Consider the following 25219-nt stretch of genomic DNA (forward strand, 5'->3'; position numbering starts at 1 on the left):
TGTTTTTTTACGCTTTCACAAAAAATAGTTGAAAAAATCTATCAGATAAGATAAACTATAGTGTAGTTAATTTAAGGAGGAAAATATTATTTATGGTATCAGCAGGCGATTTTAGAAATGGCTTAACAATTGAATTAGATAATAATGTTTACCAGGTAATTGAATTTCAGCATGTAAAGCCCGGAAAAGGTGCAGCTTTTGTTCGTACAAAGCTTAGAAATATTAAGAACGGTGGTGTAGTAGAAAGAACTTTCAGACCTACTGAAAAGTGTCCACAGGCTCACATCGAACGTGCAGACATGCAGTACTTATATAAAGACGGCGATCTTTTTAACTTCATGGATGTCAACACATACGATCAGTTCGCATTGAACGAAGATGCAGTAGGCGATTCCTTAAAGTTCGTGAAAGAAAACGATATGGTTAAAATGCTTTCCCATAATGGACAGGTATTTGCTATTGAACCCGCGTTATTTGTTGAACTTGTCATTACAAGTACAGAACCCGGCTTTAAGGGTGACACTGCACAGGGTGCTACTAAGCCTGCTGTAGTTGAAACCGGTGCAACTGTTTATGTTCCCTTATTTGTTGAGCAGGGTGACAAGATAAGTATTGATACAAGAACCGGAGAATATTTAAAGAGAGTATAATCGAGTATCAAGACATAGAATAGCGTAATCCATTAAAAACTAGGGTTTTTGATGGATTACGCTATTTTTATATTGCGTTATAAATAATTAGAGATAGCATTAAATAGCAAGAAATTGTATAATAAAATTAAACTTAAGATTAGGGGATGTTGTATTATGGATATAACAGTTGTAAAGGGGAGTATAAGTTATATAAATGAATGTGAGGTTGCATTAGTAAATTCAGAGCTGGGAAAAAGATATTTTTCAGAAAAGGGAAGTGTTCGAAAATCATTAGAAGAAGGATTTGGTAAAGGAGAAATATATATTGCAATAGACAAAGATAACAACTGTAAGGGATTTGTGTGGGTTATATTAAATGGGATTTTTCATGCATTTCCTTATATACATATTATTGCCGTGAAAAGCGAAGATCGTGGTCAGGGAATAGGAAAAATACTATTAAAGTTTATTGAGGATGTTTATTTTGAAAATTATTCGAAACTATTTTTAGTAGTAGCTGATTTTAATCCTGATGCTAAAAGATTGTATGAAAGAATAGGATATTCTGTGATAGGTGATATACCTGATTTATATAGAAAGGATATAACGGAATGTCTGATGATGAAATCAAGAGAGTAACATAAATATTGCTGTCTTTTTCAACTGTAAACAATAAAAGATAATATAGAGTAACGAAAGTAGCAGACAGGCAGCGAACCCAAAGCTAACACGCAGCGGTCTGTAAGTAAGAAAATATTGGTGAGAAAGTCAAGAGAGCTATTTTTAGGAGAGGCTGATATGCATAATAAAAGGTTTATAAAAATAATGTTTTTGATATTGCTTGTCTTTTGCTTTAATAGTAATGATGTATTAGCTGCAAATAATACAAACAAACCAGAAGATACTTTAATAAAATCTTCTGGAAAAAGTTTAAGTGATTTCATTCCAAAAGATTGGAAATTAATAAGCAAAGTACAAAGGGATTTAAATAAAGATAAATTAAAAGATATTGCAGCTGTAATAGAATATACAGGCGAGTACAATGCTAGTGATGAAGAAGAGATGTCAGGTCCACCAAGAATACTTTTTATTGTTTTTAAGAAAAAAGATGGTACATATAAATTATCAGTTCAGTCAGCATCGCTAATCATGAGAGCCGGAGAGGGAGGGGTTTTCGGAGATCCTTTTGCTGGAATGGAGTATAGTAGAGGTTCCATTGTTGTATCTTTATACGGGGGAAGTTCATGGAGATGGGGGTATACGCATAGATTTAGATTTCAGAATAAGGGATGGTATTTAATAGGTGAAACGGATGAAACATATAATATTAATACGGGTGAATCAGAAACGATTGATACAAATTGTTTAACTGGCAAACAAATAATTACTACTATTGATATAAATGGAAAGAAAAATGTGGTATCTCATAATGTTGGGATAAAGAAATTAAAAAGGCTAATAGACCTTTGAATGGTATAAAGTTTTTGTTTTCACGTCATCATTATTCTACCATTATGGTTACAAAAAGATATAATTAAACCTTTACCTGAAACAAACAATTAATATGTAATTGTTAGCTGCATTAATTACATTTGCCGGCAGTATTGAACTAATACAGGATGCTCATCGTCTAATATATAAATGCATATTTGGGGGTAAATAAATTATGAAAAAATTATTCTTAACTTTTTTTATTCTCCTGATTGCGAATTTATCAATTGGCTGTAACTCAAAAGAAAACCCGTTATCAAAAGGTGACGGTGCTACTTATGAAGTAACAGGACACATTCAATCAGAAGAAGAAACAGGTAAAAACAATTGCAATCCATACGAATATGTCACAGAATATATCCCGATGCAGATACCCAGGATTATAACGCAGGATGATACGGTTATTTTTGAACAGATATGTAATGTAGATGCAGACACAGATAAAATAGTAGACAATTTATATCAGGAATATTCATCTGATTTATCTTTGGGAATTAAAGATTGCTACCCTGAATTTGACAAGGATAAAGTAAGTTTTTCAAGGGTAGCTGAAGATGATTATGAGAGGTACCAGCTATATCTGAATTACATCGGAAATAATGGGATTGATTTACCCTTAAATTTAAATAATATGCCAGAAAATAGGTATACTTCCTTAGGATGTACTACTTTTCAAAAGGATTCTGATGTTGAGTTGGCGTTATTATCCGTAACTTTGTACAGTAATGTTGAAGTAAATGTACTCCTATCAAGGGATTTTTCTGGGATTCAATCAGTATATGAAAATAATACTTATCAGGAACTGGTCGACTTATTAAATTCAGAAAATGCGTCTGTAATGGGTGGTATCAACATGGCTAATGTTTATCATTATCAGCAAAGAATATTTCGAAAAGATACAGACAGTACCACAGAGGAACAAATTATATATTATACTTATTTAAAAAAAGGCGAATTGGAGTATATCATTCAATATAAATCAAATTATACTGTAATGGAAGGGCAAAAGGCCTATATGACAGCATCAGATTTGCATTCACAGGAAGAATGCAGGAACATACTCTTGTCTGTATTAAAAATAATTGTTAATTCATAACTTTTTATAACTGTGAATATAAAATGAGCGCAATGCATGAAAATTAAGTTTTTCTATGAGTTGCGCTATTTTTTGGGTTCTGCGGGAATAATTTAAGCTAATGAACTCTACGGAGCGTTTATTGCAAATTTTTATGTTATAAGTTATTATTTAATAGGAATATGGAGGAAAGAAAGTTGGATTATAACAAAGTTGGAACACTACTATGCCGTCTGAGAAAAGAAAAAGGAATGACTCAAAAACAGATTGCTGATAAGCTGAACATCAGCGACAAAGCAATTTCAAAATGGGAACGCGGACTAGGCTGCCCTGATGTTTCTTTACTTGGCGGACTTTCTAATATATTTGAAGTAAATATCGAAAAAATTTTGGCTGGTGATTTGAAACCTAATAATGTCCAGATGGGGAACTTAAAGCGAATAAAATTCTATGTTTGCCCAAACTGCGGAAATGTAATCAATAATACAGGGGATGCAGAGGTTTCCTGTTGTGGACGCAAGTTGTCGCCCCTCGCTGCTAAACCGGCCGACGAGATGCATACTGTGGCAGTAGAAGATACAGAAGGTGAGTATTATATCACGTTTAATCATGAAATGAGCAAAACACACTATATTTCTTTTGTGGCATACGTCACAAGTGACAGAATTTTGCTCGTAAAGCTCTATCCTGAGCAAACTGCATCGGTACGGTTGCCAAAAATAAGCGGAGCCAGCCTTCAACAAAAACACAGTTCAATTCTGTATTATTATTGCAACAGGCATGGACTATGGGTATATAGGTAGAAATTAGCTCTCATTAATATAAAGGAGAAATTTTATGGAGAACTTTTCAAAAAAAGAGATAAAAGAACAATATAAAAACCGGATAGTAATAGGTGGAGTTTATTGTATTAAATGTAATGGCAACGGTCGTACATGGATCAAATCAACAAAAGATATAACAGGGCAAATAAATAAATTGAATTTTTTTGTCTCGACAAATTCTTGCCCGGAACCAGGTATGTATTCAGAATGGAATCAGTATGGAGCAAATTCTTTTTCCTTTACTATTCTGGAGGAAATTAAAAAAGGAGAAACACAGACAGATAGAGAGTTTGCAGAAGATATCTGTGTTCTGTATGATATGTGGATGGAAAAGCAACAGCAGGAGAGCGTGGAAATATAGGAATTATTTGGTAGTTATTATGATGGAGGTGTTTTATGAAATGCATAAGATGGTTTATGCCTCTGGGAATGGCAAGTGCTGTTTTCTATTTTATCCATGTATTTTTGGGGCAAGTACTTTGGAAGGAGTATAATCCGATTACCACAGATATCAGCTCATTGACAGCAGATGGTGCTCCAAATGCCGGACTACTTAGGATATTTACTGCAATTTACGGAATTTGCTTTCTTCTATTTGCTTTGGGTATGGTTGTCAAAGCTTTTGCAGAATATCATGGAGTTACCAGAATTGGATATTCCATGTTCTTTATTATGGCATTGACAAGCGTTATAGGATATAGCCTTTTTCCTTTGACCGGGGATAAGACAGTGATGAATTTTCAGAACATGATGCATATTGTGGTAACTGTTATCGTGGTTTTTACAACGATTCTCTCTTTCTTCCTTATAGCAATCGGCTATCTGCATCAGGAGAAACTTAAGACCTTGGGAAGAATATGCCTTGTGATAGCTGTATTAATAATGGTTTTTGGAGCTACAAACCCCATTGGGATGGCCATGAAACTTAACATTCTTGGACTCTCTGAAAGGCTTGTTATTTTTACTTTGCAATTGTTTGTGTGTTTTTTATCCTTTATTTATACATACAATACAGAACTGGTTTTGAAAAAGAACAGTTAACATTCAATTAATAAAAAGACCGGTATCTTGATATTAAGACACCGGTCTTTACTGTGAAAAGAAAATCTTACGGATTATTATGATATAGATACCTTTGATTACTAATTATCCTTGATTTGCTCTATTCGGACGAGACATGTTGATATAGTTAACGATACCTGCAATAAAGAAAGTGACAGCAACTAAGAGTAATACAAAAAAGACTATCATATTGATATTACCATTAATTGTAATATCATTCCATGTACTAAAATCAAATTGAAATACAGATGTGCTGTTACCATCCTTTAAAATAAAATGCAGGAAATTTTGGATGGTATAATGAAAAGCAGCTGTAAGTGCAAAACAGCCTGCACATTTAAAGAATGCATTTATATGGGTGTAGCGGATTATTAACATAAAGCCCCATGGCAATAGCAAAGAAACCCCGGCTACTGGCAAAGCTATGTTAACAAACCAACTGCCATTTGTGTAGAGATTACACAAAAAAAGCAGAAGAATAAGTAATAAAGACTCAGCGGAAAAATATAGCAGGGCCTTCTTATCTAGGAGTATAGAAGGAAGATACACCATATATAAAACAAACGGCAAAAATACAAGTGACATTCCAAAGATAAAAGAAACAAAGGCTATTATAAACCAGTCACCACCGGTATAGAGATTACAAATAAGCAACAGCAGGCTAAGGGACAGAGTAAAGGAACCTAATGTTATCAAAGCTTTTTTGTCAGGAACGATTAAAGGAACTAACGTCAGGGAGACGGCAATCAGCTCTGATGCCAAAACAATAAAGAACCAGGACAGTTTGTGCTGAACTGCTATATTGCAGATAAAACATGTTAAAAGGGATATGCCGTAAAGGAAGATCAGAACATTTCTATAGGTATTAACCAGCCTTATATATTTTTTAGCCAGTTTTTCAGAATTTCTGCTCTGGGTATCATCACTGGCAGTCAGTAATTCATGCTCACTAATACCGAGGGCCTCGCAGATATCATGAATTAATGTGATATCCGGATAAGAGATTCCCCTTTCCCATTTTGATATAGCAGACTCCGTCACATATAATTTCTCTGCAAATTCCTTTTGAGTCAGGCCCATTTCTTTTCTTCTTTTAGAGACATATTCTCCAAATGTTTTTTTGTTTTCCATAACCAACCTCCAAGTTTTTGTTAGCATTAAGATAACCCATTACCCTGAAAAGGTCAATCGACTGTTAAGCCAGTCAGGAAAATAAGGGCTTTAAGAGGCATTACGCTGTTACTTTTTTCTAAGACGGAACTCCGTAATAATTATACCAATAGAGGTACTGACAAACAGCAAAGCAATATTTATATAGAAAGCCTGTTCAGATTGTATGATTTTTTGGGGAATCAGGAATTTGCGTTCAATTAGGAGGGCCGCTATTTCCAGAACCAATATTACAAGAGAGTAGCAGCCGAATGTTTTGTGAGCAATATTCCAATTTTCCGGGGACTGCATGGAACGCTTTGTCCGGTAACCTGCTCCGCTGTTACGGTTATCGCCTTTTGGATTAACTAAGGAAATGCAAACAACACCTATAAAAATTGGTATGAAAATAAACAGCCAAACGTTTATAATAATATTGTCCAACTTAAGTGGCCTCCTTTGACAACACAATATATATAACAGTTTAATTATATACCCAATATCAATTTATTGCCATAGAAGTGAAAAGAAAAATTGCAATATTTGTATACTGCTTATTATAGTATAATACTAACAAACAATCCGATTTTTTATAGCAGTTCTCAATCTGTTTTATATATCAAATGCTAAAATGGATATTATCTGTTTAACTTGTAAAACAATATGATGAATGGTAAAATAAAGGAAAATATTATTACTATTTTTACCACTTGAAAGGAGATAAATGTGAAAAAACCAAAGATTGTTTTATCTATAGGGATGATTATGGCTTCTTTCTTGCTGATAACATTCAGTGTTTATAATAGCAGTTTCACAGACAAGGGGAAGGTGACCAGAGAGAAAGAACAGGATTCACAGGTGGCAGGCGGAATAGAAACCATTCAAAAGGCTGGCTATACTATCCTGCTAAAAGGCAGTGCCAGACCGGAGAAGGACGAGATTGCTGTGGAAAATGCAGTTGAAATAGGATTAAAAGAATATGAGAAGACGCATCATCTTGATGCCAAAGAGTGTAAGATTGAGATGGTCTTTCTGGATGGAATAGTAAAGAAAGCCGGAACCTGGTCAGGGCATATCAAATTGAATGATACGGATACTTATGAATTTATAGTAGATGGTAAAACGGGAAATGTAGATTATACAAGCACAAGTAAGTGATTTTTAACCGGATTTTTATATTGCTATCCAACATGGTGAAGCCGTTTCCTCCCCATGTTGGAGTTATCGGCAGGAGAGCCTAAATATTGGGATTGCTTTTAGAATGAAGGAGAATACATTATGATATTGCAGGGAGAGCATATTTCACTGGTTCCCTATACCTTGGAAAAGTGCCATGAAATTTATAAACAATATGTTTCGGATCCAATGATGACAGAGCAGCCTTACGTTTACTCTAAAAATATAGTCGATTTATATTACCAGAATAAAGCAATGGATAGCACCAGAATATTTTTTGCAATATCCTATGAAGGCAATATTATTGGAGAGATACAATTAAAGCGTATTGATAAAATTAATAAATGCGGGACTTTAAGTATCATATTGACCAGTGACAGCGTAAAAAACAGAGGATTTGGCACAGAAGCTGAAAGACTTTTAATAGAATATGCTTTTAATCAGTTGGGACTGGAAACTATTTATGCAGATGCCGTCCACCGGAATGTAAGAAGCAGGCATGTGCTGGAGAAAATAGGATTTGAACACACATATGACGACGAAGTACTGGCCTACTATAAACTTGAAAAAAGCAGATACGAAAAAAACTTCTGTGAAATCATTGATATCTGTGGGAATTCCAGAGAAACTGTTGTGAACGCCATAAGTGAAAATTGGGGCAGCAATATTATTGTTACAAAAGGAAACATACACAAAGCAGAAGAGCTTCCGGGATTTTTGGCTATAAACAATGGTAATATTATTGGAATGATTACTTATCACATATCCGGAAGAGAATGTGAAATAGTATCCCTTGATAGTTTTACCGAAAATAAAGGGGTAGGAACCGCTTTAATAGAAACTGTGAAAAATATCGCAAAAGAGAAGGGCTGCAATAGATTGTTTCTTATTACAACCAATGACAATACAAAGGCGGTGCGGTTCTATCAAAAGAGAGGATTTGATCTGGCAGCCGTTTATAGAAATGCAGTCAATGAATCCAGAAGAATAAAACCTCAGATACCGTTAACCGGCTTTGACGGAATTCCCATTCTTCATGAATTGGAATTTGAAATGGCATTATAATTATTTTTGACAATGAGTGAAGGAGTAGTTTTGATGATATTGCCACAGGAAGACTCATACAAAGGAAGAAATGCTGGTACCATTTATTGTTGTCCGGTAAAGTCCAGCTGCTCTTTGTAAAACATAGAAGGATTTACATATCTGGTAAAAAGTACTTGTGAAATTATGTGCGATTGTATACAATAGATGCTAAGAAGGGAGAGAATAAAATGTGGGTATTATATGCACTTTTATCAGCCTTTTTTGCTGCGCTGACATCAATATTGGCTAAAACCGGCATGAAGAATGTGAATTCCAATGTCGGCACGGCTGTAAGAACCGTTGTAGTCCTAATTATGGCATGGCTTATTGTGTTTTTAACAGGAAAGTACAAGGAACTCCCGGATATTACACAAAGAAGCTGGGTATTTCTTATTTTATCGGGAATAGCAACCGGGCTGTCCTGGTTATGCTATTTTAAGGCACTTCAAATAGGAGAAGCTTCAAAGGTAGTGCCGGTGGATAAATTCAGTGTAGTAATTACTATGGTACTGGCATTTCTATTCCTTGGAGAACCATTAAATATGAAAACAATTGCAGGCGGTGTACTTATAACAATCGGTATGCTGGTGCTGGTATTATAAGTGAGCTCTTCTGTCCATTCGGGTTATATAAAACGAAATAAATGAAATAATAACAATGCGGTTGAAAGATAAACTTTCACTCACACCGATTTTGTACGCGTGAATTAGCACACCTGAAGGGTGCTAATGAGCACGCAGATAGGAGCCAAGCATGAAAAACGTTACAGACAGATTTTTGGAATATGCGAAAGTAGACACCCAATCCCAGGATGATATGGAAAATGTACCAAGTACAGAAAAGCAAAGAAACCTGGCAGAAATACTTGTAAAGGAATTAACGGAAATGGGAGCTGAAAATGTAAGGTTTTCTGACCATTGCTATGTATATGCTACCATCCCTTCAAATTCAAAGAAAAAATTGCCCTCCGTTGGCTTTGTAGCTCATATGGATACTTCAAATGCCTTAAGTGGCAAGGATGTTAAGCCAAGGATTATAAAGAATTATGATGGCGGTGAAATTGTATTAAATAAAGAGCAAAACATCCGCATGGATGCTAATGCCTATCCGATTCTTAGTCTTTCCAAAGGCAAGGATTTAATTGTTACAGACGGTACAACCCTTCTTGGAGCAGATGACAAAGCAGGTGTTGCCGAAATCATGACGATGGCGGAAACATTGCTTACACATCCCGAAATAGAGCATGGTACTATCCAGATTGGCTTTACACCGGATGAAGAAGTCGGAAGAGGTGTTGATTTCTTTGATGTGGAAGGCTTTGGTGCTGATTTTGCCTATACCATTGACGGCGGAGAATTGGGAGAGATTGAATATGAGAACTTTAACGCAGCAGCGGGAAAGGTTCAGATACAGGGAGTTAGTATCCATCCGGGAAGTGCTAAGAATAAGATGGTAAACGCGCTTCTTCTTGCCATGGAATTTCAAAGTATGCTTCCGGTCAATGAAAATCCTATGTATACGGAGAATTATGAGGGCTTTTATATGTTAAATGCACTGGAAGGAACTGTGGATTCCGCCAGGGCAGTCTATATTATCCGTGACCATGATAAGGCACAGTTTGAAGCAAAGAAAGTAAGATTCTTAAAAATAGGAGATTACTTAAACGAAAAATACGGAGCAGGGACCTTTAAGGTTGAAGTAAAAGACTCTTATTATAATATGAAAGAAAAAGTCGAGCCTCACATGCACTTGATCGATAATGCAAAGCGTGCTATGGAGCAGGTAGGTGTAACGCCGGTTGTTGTTCCCATCCGCGGAGGTACGGACGGAGCGAGACTTTCCTATATGGGTCTTCCCTGCCCAAATCTTTGCGCAGGCGGCAATAATTTTCATGGAAGGTATGAGTATGTGCCGATACAGTCCATGGAGAAAATTGTTGAGATATTATTAAAAATTGTGGAAATATATGCAGAAGGAGACAATTCTAAATAAATTCAATTAACAAACGAAATAAGAAGTATTTTCCAAAGATGAACAGAGTAATTTTTGGCGAATACTTCTTTTTTTTTAATGTTCTGAAAGAGATAGGAAAGGAAGGGTATAATTATAAAGTTAACTTTTAGTATGGGAAAAGTTTTGATAACAAAGAATTTAATATTGATTTTTTATATAAATTAAGTTATTATATACGGAAACATCGTAATTTTATACATTCCAGCGTTAATAAGTCAAAATAAAGGTAAAGGTGGTATTGCTATGAAAAGTGATTCAGTGAAAACAGGAATTCAACAAGCTCCCCATAGATCCCTCTTTAATGCCCTTGGCATTACCAGGGAGGAACTGGACAGGCCGATTATTGGAATTGTCAGTTCCTATAATGAGATTGTACCAGGACATATGAACCTTGACAAGATTGTGGATGCCGTAAAGATGGGAGTTGCCATGGCAGGCGGTACACCGATTGTATTTCCTGCTATTGCTGTATGTGACGGAATTTCTATGGGACATACAGGGATGAAATACTCACTTGTTACCAGAGATTTGATCGCAGATTCCACGGAAGCTATGGCAATGGCACATGCCTTTGATGCACTGGTAATGGTGCCGAATTGTGATAAAAATGTTCCGGGTCTTTTGATGGCGGCAGCAAGAGTGAATGTGCCTGCCATTTTTGTAAGCGGAGGACCTATGCTTGCCGGAAGAGTGAAAGGTGAGAAAACAAGCCTTTCCAGTATGTTTGAGGCAGTAGGTGCTTATACTGCCGGAAATATGACGGAAGATGAAGTGGAAGAATATGCCTGTAAGGTATGTCCTACGGCAGGCTCCTGCTCCGGTATGTATACGGCAAACAGTATGAATTGTCTTACAGAAGTACTTGGAATGGGGTTAAAAGGGAACGGAACTATCCCTGCTGTTTATTCAGAGAGAATACGTCTGGCAAAGCATGCCGGCATGAAAATCATGGAACTTCTGGAAAGAAATATAAGGCCCAGAGATATCATGGTAAAAGAAGCTTTTATGAACGCTCTGACAGTGGATATGGCTCTTGGCTGTTCCACTAACAGTATGCTCCACCTGCCTGCGATTGCCCACGAGGCCGGAGTGGATTTAAATCTTGAAATTGCCAATAAAATCAGTGCAAGGACTCCGAACCTATGTCATCTGGCACCGGCAGGGCATGCATATATGGAAGATTTGAATGAAGCCGGCGGTGTATATGCAGTAATGAATGAACTGAATAAAAAAGGACTTATCCATACCGAATTGATTACAGTTACCGGCAAGACAGTCGGTGAAAACATAGAAGGCTGCAAAAATTTGGACACCAATATCATAAGAAGCATAGAGGATCCATATAGTCAAACAGGCGGAATTGCAATCTTAAAGGGAAATCTTGCTACGGATTCCGCAGTGGTAAAAAGGTCTGCGGTGGCGCCAGAGATGTTAAAGCATGAAGGACCGGCAAGAGTATTTGACTGTGAGGATGATGCGATAGATGCCATAAAGAGAGGAAAAATCAATCCCGGAGATGTAGTGGTTATCCGTTATGAAGGACCGAAGGGCGGACCGGGTATGAGAGAGATGCTCAATCCAACCTCAGCTATTATGGGAATGGGACTTGGTTCCAGCGTAGCATTGATAACAGACGGAAGATTTTCGGGAGCTTCCAGAGGAGCCTGTATTGGGCATGTCTGCCCGGAAGCTGCTGTAGGAGGAAATATTGCCCTATTAGAAGAGGGAGATATCATACAGATTGATATTACAAAGAATTTGTTAAATGTTGCCCTTTCAGAAGAAGAGCTTAATGAGCGCAGGGAGAAATGGCAGCCCAAACAGCCTAAAATCACAACAGGATATCTGGCAAGGTATTCTGCTTTAGTAACATCAGCCAGTAAGGGTGCCATATTGGAGGTGCCGGATAAATTCTAAAATTATACAAAAAGCTTAAAGAGAGGTGCAAAGATGCAGTTAACAGGATCACAGATTTTAGTAGAATGTTTAAAGGAGCAGGGAGTGGATACTATTTTCGGATATCCGGGCGGTGCTGTTCTAAACATCTACGATGAATTATACAGACATCAGGATGAGATACGGCATATATTAACCTCCCATGAACAGGGAGCCTCCCATGCAGCGGACGGCTATGCCAGATCCACCGGAAAAGTAGGCGTATGCTTGGCAACCAGCGGACCAGGTGCTACAAATCTTGTAACAGGTATTGCAACAGCTTATATGGATTCCGTACCAATGGTAGCAATCACAGGGAATGTGGCTGTTAACCTCTTAGGAAAGGACAGCTTTCAGGAGGTTGATATAGCAGGTATTACAATGCCCGTTACCAAACATAATTTCATTGTAAAAGACGTAGCCCAATTGGCAGATACCATAAGAAGGGCTTTTCTCATTGCACAAACCGGAAGACCGGGACCGGTTCTTGTAGATATTGCAAAGGATGTTACTGGCAATAAAACGGAATATACAAAGGTAATCCCTCCGATGATTGAGCGTGTTAAGGATACCTTTAGCAGCGAGGATCTTGCAACCGGGATCCAGATGATAGAAGAAGCCAAAAAACCGGTTATCTTTATCGGAGGCGGAGCAGTTATATCCGACGCCTGGGAAGAGGTACGGGAGTTTGTAAAAAGAGTAGATGCTCCGGTAACGGATACCCTGATGGGAAAGGGAGCATTCAGCGGGGATGATCCATATTATACCGGTATGCTTGGGATGCATGGCACGAAGACGGCAAATTTCAGCGTTACAGAATGTGATCTCTTAATAACGGTTGGCTCACGGTTCAGCGACAGGGTAACCGGGAACACGGCACGCTTTGCTAAAAATGCCAGGATACTTCAGATTGATATTGATGCGGCGGAAATCAACAAAAATATTCTGGTCAATCATGCCGTTATCGGAGATATCAAAGAAGTCCTTAAGGCTTTTAATGATAAACTGGAAGAACAAAAGCATGGAGATTGGATTGCCCATGTGATGGATATGAAGGAAAAATATCCGTTAAAATATCATGAAAGAGGACTTACGGGGCCTTTTATCTTAAGAAAGCTTTATGAGCTTACAGGCGGAGATGCAATTATAACAACGGAGGTTGGCCAGCATCAGATGTGGTCAGCCCAGTATTTTAATTATAAAAAACCAAGAACCTTTATCACTTCCGGAGGACTTGGCACAATGGGCTACGGTCTTGGTGCCTGTATCGGTGCGAAGGTAGCAAACCCCGACAAAACAGTTATAAATATTGCAGGGGACGGGTGCTTTCGTATGAATATGAACGAAATTGCAACCGCCACCAGATATAACATACCAATTATACAGATTATCTTTAATAATCATGTTCTTGGAATGGTAAGGCAGTGGCAGTCATTATTCTACGGGGAACGATATTCCTATACAACCTTAAATGACTGCGTGGATTTTGTAAAGGTAGCTGAGGCTATGGGAGCAAAGGCATACCGGATTACGAAAGTGGAAGAAGCAGAAGAAGTATTAAAAGAAGCCCTCCGTATCAATATACCCGTTGTAATCGACTGCATTCTGGAAAGTGATGATAAAGTATGGCCTATGGTGGCTCCGGGAGCAGCGATTGAAGAGGTATTTACGGAAGAAGACTTTAAAGCAAAATAAAAATATTGACTAAATTTTAACTAAGTTTTATAATGTAATGGATTAAAGTGGTCAAGCGTAAAAAACAGCAGGGCAACGGAGCCTGGACTTCTGTGCTCTGACTGAAAATATAAGGAGGATATATAAGTGGCAAGAATTTATAACTTTTCAGCAGGCCCGGCCGTATTGCCGGAGGAAGTACTAAAAGAAGCAGCAGAGGAGATGTTGGATTACAAAGGCAGCGGAATGTCTGTAATGGAGATGAGTCATAGATCCAAGGTTTATGAAAACATCTTAAATGAAGCTGAAGCTGATTTAAGAGAGTTGATGAACATTCCGGATAACTATAAGGTACTCTTTTTACAGGGTGGTGCATCCTCACAGTTTGCGATGATTCCAATGAACCTGATGAAAAACAGGGTGGCAGATTTTATTGTTACAGGACAGTGGGCAAAAAAAGCATATCAGGAAGCAAAAATATATGGAACTGCTAATAAGATAGCGTCTTCCGAAGATAAAACCTTCTCTTACATACCTGATTGCTCCGACCTTCCTATCAGTGAAAATGCCGACTATGTTTACATTTGTGAAAATAATACTATATATGGAACAAAATTCAAAACACTTCCCAATACCAAGGGAAAAACTTTGGTAGCTGACATATCCTCCTGTTTTCTGTCAGAGCCGGTGGATGTGACGAAATATGGATTATTATACGGTGGAGTACAAAAGAATGTGGGACCTGCCGGTGTTGCAATTGTTATTATCAGAGAAGACCTGATTACAGAGGATACCTTACCGGGAACTCCTACCATGTTCAAATATAAGATTCATGCTGACAACGGTTCTCTTTACAACACACCTCCTGCTTATGGTATTTATATCTGCGGAAAGGTATTTAAGTGGCTGAAGAAGCTTGGCGGACTGGAAGCTATGAAAGAAATCAATGAGAAGAAGGCAGCTGTACTTTATAATTATTTGGATGAAAGCAAGCTGTTTAAGGGCACTGTTGTGAAAGAAGACCGTTCTCTTATGAATGTTCCTTTTGTTACGGGAGATGAAGAACTGGATGCCAAATTCGTAAAAGAAGCGAAAGCAGCAGGCTTTGAGAACCTAAAAGGCCACAGAACCGTGGGCGGTATGCGCGCAAGCATTTACAACGCAATGCCCATTGCAGGTGTTGAGAAGCTGGTTGAATTTATGAAGGAATTTGAAGCTAAAAATTTAAAATAGTTATAAAGGAGCGCTTATGTCAAAGTATAAATATAGTTGTCTGAATCCGATTGCCCAGGTGGGGCTTGGCCTTTTTTCTGAAGAATATACAAAAACAGATGATATAAAAGAAGCAGATGCGGTATTGGTAAGAAGTGCTTCTATGCTGGAAATGGAATTGCCTGAAAACATCAGCGCTATTGCAAGAGCTGGAGCCGGTGTCAATAATATTCCCCTGGATAAGTGTGCTTCTGACGGAATCGTAGTATTTAATACCCCCGGAGCCAATGCCAACGGTGTAAAGGAGCTTGTTATAGCTGGATTAATGCTTGCTTCCAGAAATATCGTAGGCGGCATTAATTGGGTGCAAACTATAAAAGAAGAGAAAGACGTAGCAAAGCTGGTGGAGAAAGGGAAATCTAAATTCGCCGGCAAAGAAATACAGGGAAAGAAACTTGGCGTAATCGGTCTCGGAGCTATTGGTGTATTGGCAGCCAATGCAGCAAACCGTCTGGGTATGGAAGTATACGGCTGTGACCCTTACATTTCTGTTGAACATGCCTGGAATTTATCCCGTGATATTATATCGGTAAAATCCAAAGAAGATATCTACAAAGAATGCGATTATATCAGTCTTCATGTGCCTTTGCTGGAGGATACCAAGAAGATGATCAATAAAGAAACTCTTTCAAAATGTAAGGACGGCGTGGTAATCCTTAATTTTGCAAGAGACCTTCTGGTAAATGATGAGGATATGGAAGAAGCCTTAAAGTCCGGAAAGGTTGCAGCTTATGTGACGGATTTCCCCAATGAGAAAACCGCAGGTATGAAAGGTGTTATTGCAATTCCCCATCTTGGTGCTTCTACGGAAGAATCCGAAGATAACTGTGCAGTGATGGCAGTAAAGCAGATAAAAGATTATATAGAGCACGGAATTATTAAAAATTCCGTAAATTATCCTGACTGTGATGCCGGTACTTTTACAGGGGGAACCAGAGTAACAATTAATCATAAGAATATCCCCAATATGCTGACACAGTTTACCGGAGTATTCTCCGCAGAAAATATCAACATCGCAAACCTTCTCAATAAGAGTAAAGGAGATTATGCTTATACCGTTATTGATATAGAAGGCGGTGTTAGTAACGGTATTGCGGATAAATTAAAAGCAATAAACGGCGTATTAAAAGTTAGAACCTTATCTTAATATAAATATCAATTTATAAAAGACGGGACTGTTGCATAATTATAGTGAACGGAGGACAAAGTTCATTCTAAGTGCAACAGCCCCTTTTTCATCAGACTTATGCGCTCTAGGCGAAAGGAGAAGAAAATATGGCAAAGATTAAGCCCTTTTGTGCAGTAAGACCGGCTGCAGAATTGGCAGAAAGAATTGCAGCACTGCCTTATGATGTTTACAATAGAGAAGAAGCAAAAGAGGAGGTTAGGAGGGAACCTTTGTCTTTTTTGCAGATTGACAGAGCAGAAACAAAGCTTTCAGATAATATATCTGCCTATGATAGTGCAGTATATGAAAAAGCAAAAGAATTGCTGGAGGATATGATATCAAAAGGGCAGTTTATGAAAGAAGAAAAGGAGTGCTTCTATATTTATGAATTAATTATGGAGGGGAGAAGCCAGACCGGGCTTGTGGCCTGTGCCTCTCTTGACGACTATAACAACGGTATCATTAAACGCCATGAAAATACCAGAACGGATAAAGAACTGGACAGAATCAACCACATTGATATCTGCAATGCCCAGACAGGACCAATATTTCTTACCTACCGTGATTCTGTGAACATAACGGATATTATAAAAAGCTATAAAGAAACAAGGAAGCTTTATGGTTTCACATCACCGGATGGCATTGTCCATAATGTCTGGAAGATAGCGGAGGAAGAAACAATCACAAAAATAAAGGAAGAATTTGAAAAGGTTCCTTCCATATATATAGCTGACGGACATCACAGGGCAGCTTCGGCTGTAAAGGTGGGGTTAAAGCGCAGAGAGGAGCATCCTGATTATACCGGCAGGGAAGAATTCAACTTCTTTCTGTCCGTATTTTTTCCTTGTGAAGAACTTTTGATTCTGCCTTACAACCGGGTTGTGGAAGATTTAAAAGGATATACACAGGAAGAATTTTTAGAAAAGGTCAAAGAGTGCTTTGATGTTACCTTCCTTGGAGAGAGTGCTTATCAGCCGGAGAAAAAAGGTGCATATGGAATGTATCTGCAAACAGGATGGTATAAGCTTATAATAAAGGAAGAGTATAAAAAAGAAGATCCGGTAGCAGGTCTTGATGTATCCTTGCTGCAGGACAATCTTCTGGAGCCGGTGCTTGGAATCAAAGACCCTAGAAGCGATAAAAAAATTGATTTCGTGGGAGGTATCAGAGGACTTGGTGAACTGGAACGCAGGGTGAAGGAGGATATGGCAGTTGCTTTTTCCATGTATCCTACCAGTATCAATGAGCTGATGGCCGTATCGGACCAGGGAAAATTAATGCCGCCGAAATCCACCTGGTTTGAGCCAAAGTTAAGGAGCGGGCTGTTTATTCACCGCATATAAAAAAAGTTTAAAAATCATGGAACCATTCCATAATTTGCATCGTCTAATGGTTGAATAAGGAAATAGTTTAAAAATACAGTAAAGGAGGAATTTTATGATAACAAAGAAAATCGGGGCCGTAGTCTTAAGCGGTGCCCTTGTAGTTAGTGCTTTGCCCTCACCCTTTTTACTAAAGGCAGATGCAGATTCTTATTTGGCAAAAAATTCAGTTCAGACAATAGCAGCAAAGGAGCAGGCAAGTTCTTCTGCATCGTCCGAAGATCTGGAAAATATGATTAATACTGTGAAAGGTAAAATAACCATCCCTTCAGAGTTGTCCGAATTTTCTTATAATTATTACTCTGGCAACCCGTATTCGGATAATACCTGGAACTTTACATGGTCCAGTAAAGACGGAAGCAAGAATATCTATGTTAACTCTGATTCCAAGGGGCATATATCCAGTTATAATTATTATACGAACCAAAATTATAAGCCTGTATACCTTCAGGGAGAATTAAAAGATAAGGCAGATGCTTTTATTAAGGGTATTGCACCGGATATTTCCGGTAAGCTTCAATATCTTGAAACCTCTTCCGCCTCTCCTTATAGCGGTACTTATACGTACCAATACCAGAGAGTTGAAAACGGGATTCCTATGCCTGATAATTCTGTCAGCGTCAGCGTAAATTATCAAACCGGCGATGTGACCTCGTATAATGCCAACTGGCTTTATGATGTTACAATCCCTTCTTCCACAGTTAAAATATCCAAGGAAGATGCGGCTGCCACGATTGGAAAGAATATTAAGATGACCCTTTCTTATCAAAGCGCTTATGCTATTTATAACAGCGATAACGGCAATAAAAATAATACCAAAGCATTTCTTGTATACAGCCCTGACAAATCTTATCTGGCTGTTGATGCCATAACAGGTAAGCTGTATGACACCCAAAGTATTTGGTATAATTTAAATGGAGCCGCAGAAACTGCCAAGGATTCCGGGGCCAAGAGCATGGCGCTTAAAGCCAGCGGGCTTACTCCCCAGGAGTCCGCAGAAGTTGATAATATAAAGGGCCTTATTACAAAGAATGATGCCATCCAGGCAGTTAAAAGCAATACCAAACTGCTCTTTGATAAGAATATGACCTCTGTCTCCGCCAATCTTTATAAGAACAACTATGCAGACGGCAATTCCGGTTATATATGGAATATTAATTTTTCAGACCCCAGAGAAATAAAGGATAGCACAAAGGATAGTTACCGTGCCTATGCCAGTGCGACAGTTGATGCTAAAACCGGTAAAATTATTGGCTATTACTCCTCTACAAACAACTACTATAACTCCAAAACAGGAAATTGGGAAACCCCTAAGGTTAAATATACCTCCAAGCAGGGAAAGGGTATTCTGGAAAGCTTCTTAAAAGAGCAGATACCGGAATATTTTAAGAGTTCAACCTATACCGGTACTTCCGATGATTATGTTATCGCATACAAAGACAGCAAGCCGGTATACGGCGGTTATTCTTATAATTATCAAAGAGTTAACGAAGGTATTTCTTATGCTGCAAATAATATCAGCGGTGCTGTAGACGGTGTAACCGGTAAGATTTATTCCTTTGGTTACAGCTGGGATTCAAAGGTGACTTTTGAGGCTCCTACCAATGTTATTTCAGCAGATAAGGCCTTTGGATATTATATAGCAAACGAAGGTTACCGTTTGGTATATGAAATTTATTATAAGAACAGCGTTTCTGATACAAAGACAGACGCTTCCTATACACAGACTCCTTTGGTACGCCTTGTATACCGTACCGATATTTCACCGGATTTTATTTCTCCATTTACCGGAAAACAGCTTGATTATGATGGCAAAGAATATGTAAAACAAACAACTCTTTACAGTTATACGGATATTGAAGGCAATTCTTCTGCCAGAAATATAAAGCTTCTTGCCAATATGGGTATTGGCTTTGAAGGAGGACTTTTTAAGCCTGCACAGGCAGTTACGTCAGATGAACTGAAAGACTTTATCCAAAAAGCAGGATTTTATGCTGATTCTTCCAAATACAAATTAACTGGCAATACTGTTAGCCGTATAGACGCTGCAAAATATGCTATTCAGGTATTAGGGCTTGAAAAAGCAGCTAAAATAACCGGCATTTATTCTATGAACGTTACTGACCAGTCTTCTATCAGCCAGTCTGATTTAGGATATGCCGCAATTGCTTATGGACTGAAGCTGTTATTGCCTAATAACAACAGCCAGTTACATTCGGGAGACAATCTTACCCGCCAGGATACGGCAGATTTGATTGCTGCGATGTTAAACACACAGGAATAAGACAAAACCAGTCTTTATCAGCAGAGCCTTAGGAGGATTTTTTCTCTTAAGGCTCTTTTATGTTACTTTAGATAATTTTCACTTTTTTAAGCAGGCTATTTGTGGTAATATAAATATAGGCTTATACATTTAATTAGGAGGCAGCTATGCAAGATATATTATTTTTAGAACCTGTTTTTAAAGAGATGATATGGGGAGGCGACCGGCTAAGGACAGACTTCGGTTATGAGATTCCCAGTGACAGTACGGGAGAATGCTGGGCTGTCAGTGCCCATACAAATGGAGATTGCAGGATAAAATCAGGGGAATACCAGGGAGAGACATTAAGCAGCCTGTGGGCCAATCACAGAGAGCTTTTCGGTAACGTGGAGGGCGAAGTATTTCCGCTTTTAATAAAGATTATAGATGCCAAGCAGGATTTGAGCATACAGGTTCATCCGGACGATGTTTATGCAAGAGAACACGAAAACGGTTCCCTGGGAAAGACCGAATGTTGGTATATCCTTAACTGCGAAGAGGATGGAAAAATCGTTATTGGGCATAATGCAAACAGCAAGGAAGAGTTAGCTTCTATGATCCATAACAATAAGTGGGACGACTTGATCCGCGTACTTCCTATAAAAAAAGGTGATTTTTTTCAGATCGTACCGGGAACAGTCCATGCCATTAAGGCGGGAACTGTAATATTGGAAACCCAGCAAAACAGTGACATCACTTACAGGCTTTATGATTATGGAAGACTGCAAAACGGTAAACCCAGAGAACTTCACATTGATAAGAGTATTGATGTAATCACCTGCCCGCAGAAACTTGCAGAACCCTTAAGAAAAAAAAGGGACATTAAGGCAGGAGAGATAGAGACACTGGTAAGCTGTGAATTCTATACAGTAGAAAAGATAAAGGTAAATGGCAGTACGGAGCTGGAACAGACGGAACCGTTTACTATTCTAAGTGTAATAGCAGGAGAAGGCTGTCTGGATGGGGTGAAAATAAAAAAAGGCGATCACCTGATCGTTCCTTCCGGTTTTGGCAGCTATATTTTAGAGGGAAATATTGAATGTATTTCATCCCATATATAATGATTATTATATTTTTTACATGTAAGGAGAGAACTAATGAGTAGTATTTTTAACCTGGATAATCCGTTTTTTACCGGATTGAATAAGATTGTAGATGCCTTCTTTTTAAGTATTATATTTCTCATAACCTGTATCCCTATCGTTACCATAGGGCCCGCATTAACAGCCTTGTATTATGCAACAGCCAAGTCCCTGCGCAGGGACCGCGGATATGTTTCCAAAGAATATTTCAAGGCATTTAAAATGAATTTCAAACAAGGACTTGTAACCGGTCTTATTGTTATGCTGATGACAGTCATTCTTATTGTGGACTGGAATTATGCAAAAAGGCTTCATGGCAACCTGGGCGTAGTATTGTTTACGATATTTACAGCCTTAATGGTATTATTGCTGTTTGTAAGTATCTATATCTTTCCTATTTTATCAAGATTTAAAACAAAACTTGGGCAATTATTCAAGACAGCGTTCTTTATGTCTATAAGGCATCTGCCAAGTACCATATTAATGGTTATTATCATTGCTTTTTTTGCTTTGCTTGTTTATCTGATCTGGATTCCCATATTGTTTACACCGGCACTTTGTGCCTTGCTGATATCTTTTCTTATGGAACGCATATTGAAGAAATACATGCCGCCAAAGGCTGACGAAGAAGAAAAAGGCGGCGTTGATGAGTGGTATTTAGAATAAGAATATAATTGGGAGCGGAGGAGGCAATATGGAAGATATTCTATATGGATTAATGGACTGGGCAGGAATTGAGGCTATCGTTTACTCGGAAGAGGACCATCCACATAATATTTTGGGACCTCATCTGGTAGAGGAAGGACTGCTGATACAAACCTATATACCTACTGCAAGAGAAATAAAGGTCAAATTATACAAACAAGAGAAAGAGTATTTCATGACGAAGGAAGAGGAAGATTTCTTCGCTGTGCTGATACCGAAGCTTAAACGGATATCGGACTACACATTGGTTGTTACCTATGATAATGGAATAACCCGGGAAATAAAGGATCCATACTCCTATAATCAGATATTGACTGATAAGGATTTAAGTAAATTCTCAGATGGTATACATTATAACATATATGATAAACTTGGTGCCCATCCTATGGAAATAAACGGAGTAAAGGGCGTACATTTTGCCGTATGGGCTCCTAATGCCGTAAGAGTAAGCGTAGTCGGAGATTTCAATCTCTGGGATGGCAGAAGACATCCTATGAACAGGCTGAAAGACTCCGGTGTTTTTGAACTATTTATTCCGGAGCTTACGGAAGGTGATATTTATAAATATGAAATAAAGGTAAAGGGCGGGATGGTTGTATTAAAGGCAGATCCTTATGCAAACCGTTCTGAACTGCGCCCCAATAATGCTTCTGTTGTCTGTGACTTAAGCCACTATCAATGGGAAGATAACGACTGGCTGAATACCAGAAAGTCAAAGGACTATAAAAAAGAACCTGTAAATATCTATGAACTGCACCTTGGCTCCTTTAAAAAGCCTGGCACAGAAGAAAGAGAATTCTATAATTACAGGGAGCTTGCTCCCATGATCAGTGATTATGTAATGGAAATGGGTTATACCCATGTAGAGCTGATGCCGGTTATGGAGCATCCCTATGACGGCTCATGGGGGTATCAGGTGACGGGATATTATTCGCCGACTGCCAGGTATGGAGCACCGGAAGATTTTATGTATTTTGTGGATTTTCTGCATCAGAAGGGTATTGGAGTTATTTTAGACTGGGTGCCTGCCCATTTTCCTAAAGATAGTTTTGGACTTGCTTCTTTTGATGGCACCTGTCTGTATGAGCATTTGGACCCAAGGCAGGGTTCCCATCCTCACTGGGGGACATTAATATATAATTATGGCAGACCCCAGGTTTCATTATTTCTGATTGCTAATGCACTGTTTTGGATAGATAAATATCATATTGACGGAATGCGTATGGATGCGGTTGCTTCTATGCTTTACCTGGATTACGGCAAAAACGCCGGTGAATGGGTTGCCAATAAGTATGGCGGAAGAGAGAATTTGGAAGCAATGGACATGTTAAAGCATTTGAACTCCATTGCAAAGAAGCGAAAAGACGGAGTCATGCTGATTGCCGAAGAATCAACGTCCTGGCCGAAAGTTACCGGTTCCCTGGAAGAGGGAGGCATGGGATTTGACCTTAAATGGAATATGGGCTGGATGAATGATTTTACTAATTACATGAAGGTTGATCCGCTCTTTCGAAAGGGACGCCACGGGGAATTGACCTTTAGCATGGTATATGCCTACAGCGAGAAATTCATTCTTGTACTTTCCCATGATGAAGTAGTGCATGGGAAGGGTTCCATGATACAAAAGATGCCGGGAAATCTGGAGGATAAATTTTCAAATCTAAGAATCGCCTATGGTTTTATGATGTGCCACCCCGGTAAAAAGCTGTTATTTATGGGACAGGATTTTGCACAGTACAGTGAATGGGATGAAAAGAAGGAAATTGACTGGAATCTGTTAAAGGAGGAGCGGAATGCTTCCCTGAATTTATATGTAAAAGAGCTTAATAATTTCTATCAAAAAAATCCTGCCCTTTATACTTTGGATTTTGAAGAAAAAGGCTTCGAATGGATAAGCTGTCTGGATGCCGACCATAGTATTGTGGTATTTATAAGAAAAACGGAAAATGTAAGGGACACACTTCTCGTTGTATGTAACTTTACACCGGTTGTTTATGAGAACTTTTTGATAGGAGTACCTTTTCCCGGAAAATATAAAGAAATATTTAACAGTGATTATGAACGCTTTGGCGGAAAAGGATACTGCAATAAAAGGATAAAGACTTCCAAGCAGACAGGCGCAGACGGCAGAGAAGATTCCCTGGCAATTACCGTACCGCCTTTAGGAATCACTATCTTTTCCTGTACACCGGTCAATACGGTAACAGAAAAGAAAACTGCTAAGAAAGCCGCAAAAGAAGTTACCAATGAAACTAAAAAGGAAACTGTGAAAGAAATCACAACAAAAGAAACTCCAAAAGGAGCTTCGAAAGAAGCACCAAGGGGAAAAGGGAGGAAACATAACTAATGGAGCATATCCTTGAATCAGCAAAAGAGATTATCCTGCACTCTTTAAGTGATATAGGAAAGAGTGTTATTGACAATGGCTTTACACTGATTATTAAAATCCTGATAACTCTTCTTGTTTACTTTATCGGGAAAAAGGTTATAAAGATGCTTCTTGATATGGTTGAGCGTGCCTTTAACAGAGGAAAGATGGAAGCCGGCGCGAAAGGTTTTCTGCTGGCTTTCATGCGTGCAATCTTTTATATAATACTTATCTGGATTATATTGGTTCAAATATTCAGTGTAAAAGATGCAAGCCTTGTTGCAGTATTGGGATCAGCCGGCTTAAGTATCGGTTTGGCATTGCAGGGAGGACTCTCTAACTTGGCCGGCGGAATAATTATCCTTTTGCTGCGCCCTTTTAAGGTGGGAGACTGCATTATCTACACCACTAACGAGGGAACGGTAATTTCCATTGATATTTTTTACACGAAGATGCTTACAGCAGATAACCGTTTGGTCGTTATGCCAAATGGAGCGTTATCAAATTCCAGTATTATAAATATATCCAATGAAAAAGAAAGAAGACTTGATATTACCATAGCGGTTTCTTCTTCTGAAAATATTGACAGGGTAAAAAATATTTTAGATGGAATTATTAAGCAAAATGATAATATAATAAAAGAGACAGCAAATTCTATCTTTGTAAGCAGTTTCGATGCAGGAACTGTCAGCTTAAGTGTGAGGGTATGGGTCAAAACAGAAGATTATACGGCAGCAAAATCCAAGCTGCTGGAAAGCGTAAAAAAAGAATTTGAAGAAAATCAGATTAAAATGTAGGCATTTTAGAGGGAAAGTTAATAAAG

The 25219-nt window shown here is 38.3% G+C and carries 23 protein-coding genes; 21 read left to right on the forward strand and 2 right to left on the reverse strand.

Going from position 1 to position 25219, the window contains the following annotated elements; genetic code table 11:
- Window positions 1-92: 92 nt before the first annotated feature.
- The 7 genes from efp (at window position 93) to BUF11_RS04080 (ending at window position 5063) form a co-directional block, all read left to right on the forward strand.
- Window positions 93-650, forward strand: coding sequence for an elongation factor P (gene efp / locus BUF11_RS04050; RefSeq protein WP_073587476.1), 558 nt, complete (start codon window positions 93-95; stop codon window positions 648-650).
- A 156-nt stretch (window positions 651-806) separates the two neighbouring features.
- Window positions 807-1271, forward strand: a complete 465-nt coding sequence (locus BUF11_RS04055; protein ID WP_073587477.1) for a GNAT family N-acetyltransferase — start codon at window positions 807-809, stop codon at window positions 1269-1271.
- A 159-nt stretch (window positions 1272-1430) separates the two neighbouring features.
- A complete protein-coding gene (locus tag BUF11_RS04060) occupies window positions 1431-2102 on the forward strand; it encodes a hypothetical protein (RefSeq protein WP_073587478.1) in 672 nt (223 codons plus the stop codon).
- A gap of 196 nt (window positions 2103-2298) precedes the next feature.
- Window positions 2299-3219, forward strand: coding sequence for a hypothetical protein (locus tag BUF11_RS04065; protein WP_073587479.1), 921 nt, complete (start codon window positions 2299-2301; stop codon window positions 3217-3219).
- A gap of 176 nt (window positions 3220-3395) precedes the next feature.
- Window positions 3396-4001 (forward strand): helix-turn-helix domain-containing protein, encoded by a 606-nt coding sequence (locus BUF11_RS04070; protein WP_073587480.1) that lies wholly within the window; start codon window positions 3396-3398, stop codon window positions 3999-4001.
- A gap of 34 nt (window positions 4002-4035) precedes the next feature.
- On the forward strand, window positions 4036-4383 hold the full coding sequence (locus tag BUF11_RS04075; protein ID WP_073587481.1) for a GIY-YIG nuclease family protein: 348 nt from the start codon (window positions 4036-4038) through the stop codon (window positions 4381-4383).
- Window positions 4384-4418: 35 nt separating this feature from the next.
- The gene (locus tag BUF11_RS04080) at window positions 4419-5063 is read left to right on the forward strand and encodes a DUF998 domain-containing protein (protein ID WP_084558433.1); all 645 of its coding nucleotides are present in this window, start codon (window positions 4419-4421) and stop codon (window positions 5061-5063) included.
- 105 nt (window positions 5064-5168) lie between these two features.
- Here BUF11_RS04080 and BUF11_RS04085 read toward each other — a convergent pair whose 3' ends face one another.
- Together BUF11_RS04085 and BUF11_RS04090 are read right to left on the reverse strand one after the other, a co-directional pair.
- Entirely contained in the window at window positions 5169-6215 is a 1047-nt protein-coding gene (locus BUF11_RS04085) for a helix-turn-helix domain-containing protein (RefSeq protein WP_073587482.1), read from the reverse strand.
- 108 nt (window positions 6216-6323) lie between these two features.
- Window positions 6324-6677 (reverse strand): SdpI family protein, encoded by a 354-nt coding sequence (locus BUF11_RS04090; protein ID WP_073587483.1) that lies wholly within the window; start codon window positions 6675-6677, stop codon window positions 6324-6326.
- 282 nt (window positions 6678-6959) lie between these two features.
- Between BUF11_RS04090 and BUF11_RS04095 the strand changes: the two genes are divergently transcribed.
- The 14 genes from BUF11_RS04095 (at window position 6960) to BUF11_RS04165 (ending at window position 25193) form a co-directional block, all read left to right on the forward strand.
- Entirely contained in the window at window positions 6960-7391 is a 432-nt protein-coding gene (locus tag BUF11_RS04095) for a hypothetical protein (RefSeq protein ID WP_073587484.1), read from the forward strand.
- Between the two features lie 120 nt (window positions 7392-7511).
- Window positions 7512-8474, forward strand: a complete 963-nt coding sequence (locus tag BUF11_RS23745) for a GNAT family N-acetyltransferase (protein ID WP_084558435.1) — start codon at window positions 7512-7514, stop codon at window positions 8472-8474.
- Between the two features lie 209 nt (window positions 8475-8683).
- Window positions 8684-9097 (forward strand): EamA family transporter, encoded by a 414-nt coding sequence (locus tag BUF11_RS04110; RefSeq protein WP_073587485.1) that lies wholly within the window; start codon window positions 8684-8686, stop codon window positions 9095-9097.
- Between the two features lie 151 nt (window positions 9098-9248).
- Entirely contained in the window at window positions 9249-10487 is a 1239-nt protein-coding gene (gene pepT, locus BUF11_RS04115) for a peptidase T (RefSeq protein WP_073587486.1), read from the forward strand.
- 264 nt (window positions 10488-10751) lie between these two features.
- Window positions 10752-12425, forward strand: a complete 1674-nt coding sequence (ilvD, locus tag BUF11_RS04120) for a dihydroxy-acid dehydratase (RefSeq protein ID WP_073587487.1) — start codon at window positions 10752-10754, stop codon at window positions 12423-12425.
- A gap of 33 nt (window positions 12426-12458) precedes the next feature.
- Window positions 12459-14138, forward strand: coding sequence for a biosynthetic-type acetolactate synthase large subunit (ilvB, locus tag BUF11_RS04125; RefSeq protein WP_073587488.1), 1680 nt, complete (start codon window positions 12459-12461; stop codon window positions 14136-14138).
- Window positions 14139-14264: 126 nt separating this feature from the next.
- Window positions 14265-15350 (forward strand): 3-phosphoserine/phosphohydroxythreonine transaminase, encoded by a 1086-nt coding sequence (gene serC, locus BUF11_RS04130; protein ID WP_073587489.1) that lies wholly within the window; start codon window positions 14265-14267, stop codon window positions 15348-15350.
- A gap of 16 nt (window positions 15351-15366) precedes the next feature.
- Window positions 15367-16536 carry a phosphoglycerate dehydrogenase gene (locus BUF11_RS04135; RefSeq protein WP_073587490.1) on the forward strand — a complete coding sequence of 390 codons (1170 nt, stop codon included), beginning with the start codon at window positions 15367-15369 and terminating at the stop codon, window positions 16534-16536.
- Window positions 16537-16664: 128 nt separating this feature from the next.
- Entirely contained in the window at window positions 16665-17900 is a 1236-nt protein-coding gene (locus BUF11_RS04140) for a DUF1015 domain-containing protein (RefSeq protein ID WP_073587491.1), read from the forward strand.
- Between the two features lie 94 nt (window positions 17901-17994).
- A complete protein-coding gene (locus BUF11_RS04145) occupies window positions 17995-20223 on the forward strand; it encodes a YcdB/YcdC domain-containing protein (RefSeq protein WP_073587492.1) in 2229 nt (742 codons plus the stop codon).
- A gap of 146 nt (window positions 20224-20369) precedes the next feature.
- Window positions 20370-21302: a mannose-6-phosphate isomerase, class I gene (manA, locus tag BUF11_RS04150; RefSeq protein ID WP_073587493.1), complete on the forward strand. Its 933-nt coding sequence runs from the start codon at window positions 20370-20372 to the stop codon at window positions 21300-21302.
- A gap of 36 nt (window positions 21303-21338) precedes the next feature.
- Window positions 21339-21989 (forward strand): YesL family protein, encoded by a 651-nt coding sequence (locus BUF11_RS04155; protein WP_073587494.1) that lies wholly within the window; start codon window positions 21339-21341, stop codon window positions 21987-21989.
- A 28-nt stretch (window positions 21990-22017) separates the two neighbouring features.
- Entirely contained in the window at window positions 22018-24375 is a 2358-nt protein-coding gene (gene glgB, locus BUF11_RS04160) for a 1,4-alpha-glucan branching protein GlgB (RefSeq protein ID WP_073587495.1), read from the forward strand.
- Entirely contained in the window at window positions 24375-25193 is an 819-nt protein-coding gene (locus BUF11_RS04165) for a mechanosensitive ion channel family protein (RefSeq protein ID WP_073587496.1), read from the forward strand. Before glgB ends, BUF11_RS04165 begins: the two co-directional genes overlap by 1 nt.
- The last annotated feature ends 26 nt before the right edge of the window (window positions 25194-25219 follow it).

It is taken from the genome of Anaerocolumna xylanovorans DSM 12503, assembly GCF_900143645.1.
Lineage (GTDB): Bacteria > Bacillota > Clostridia > Lachnospirales > Lachnospiraceae > Anaerocolumna > Anaerocolumna xylanovorans.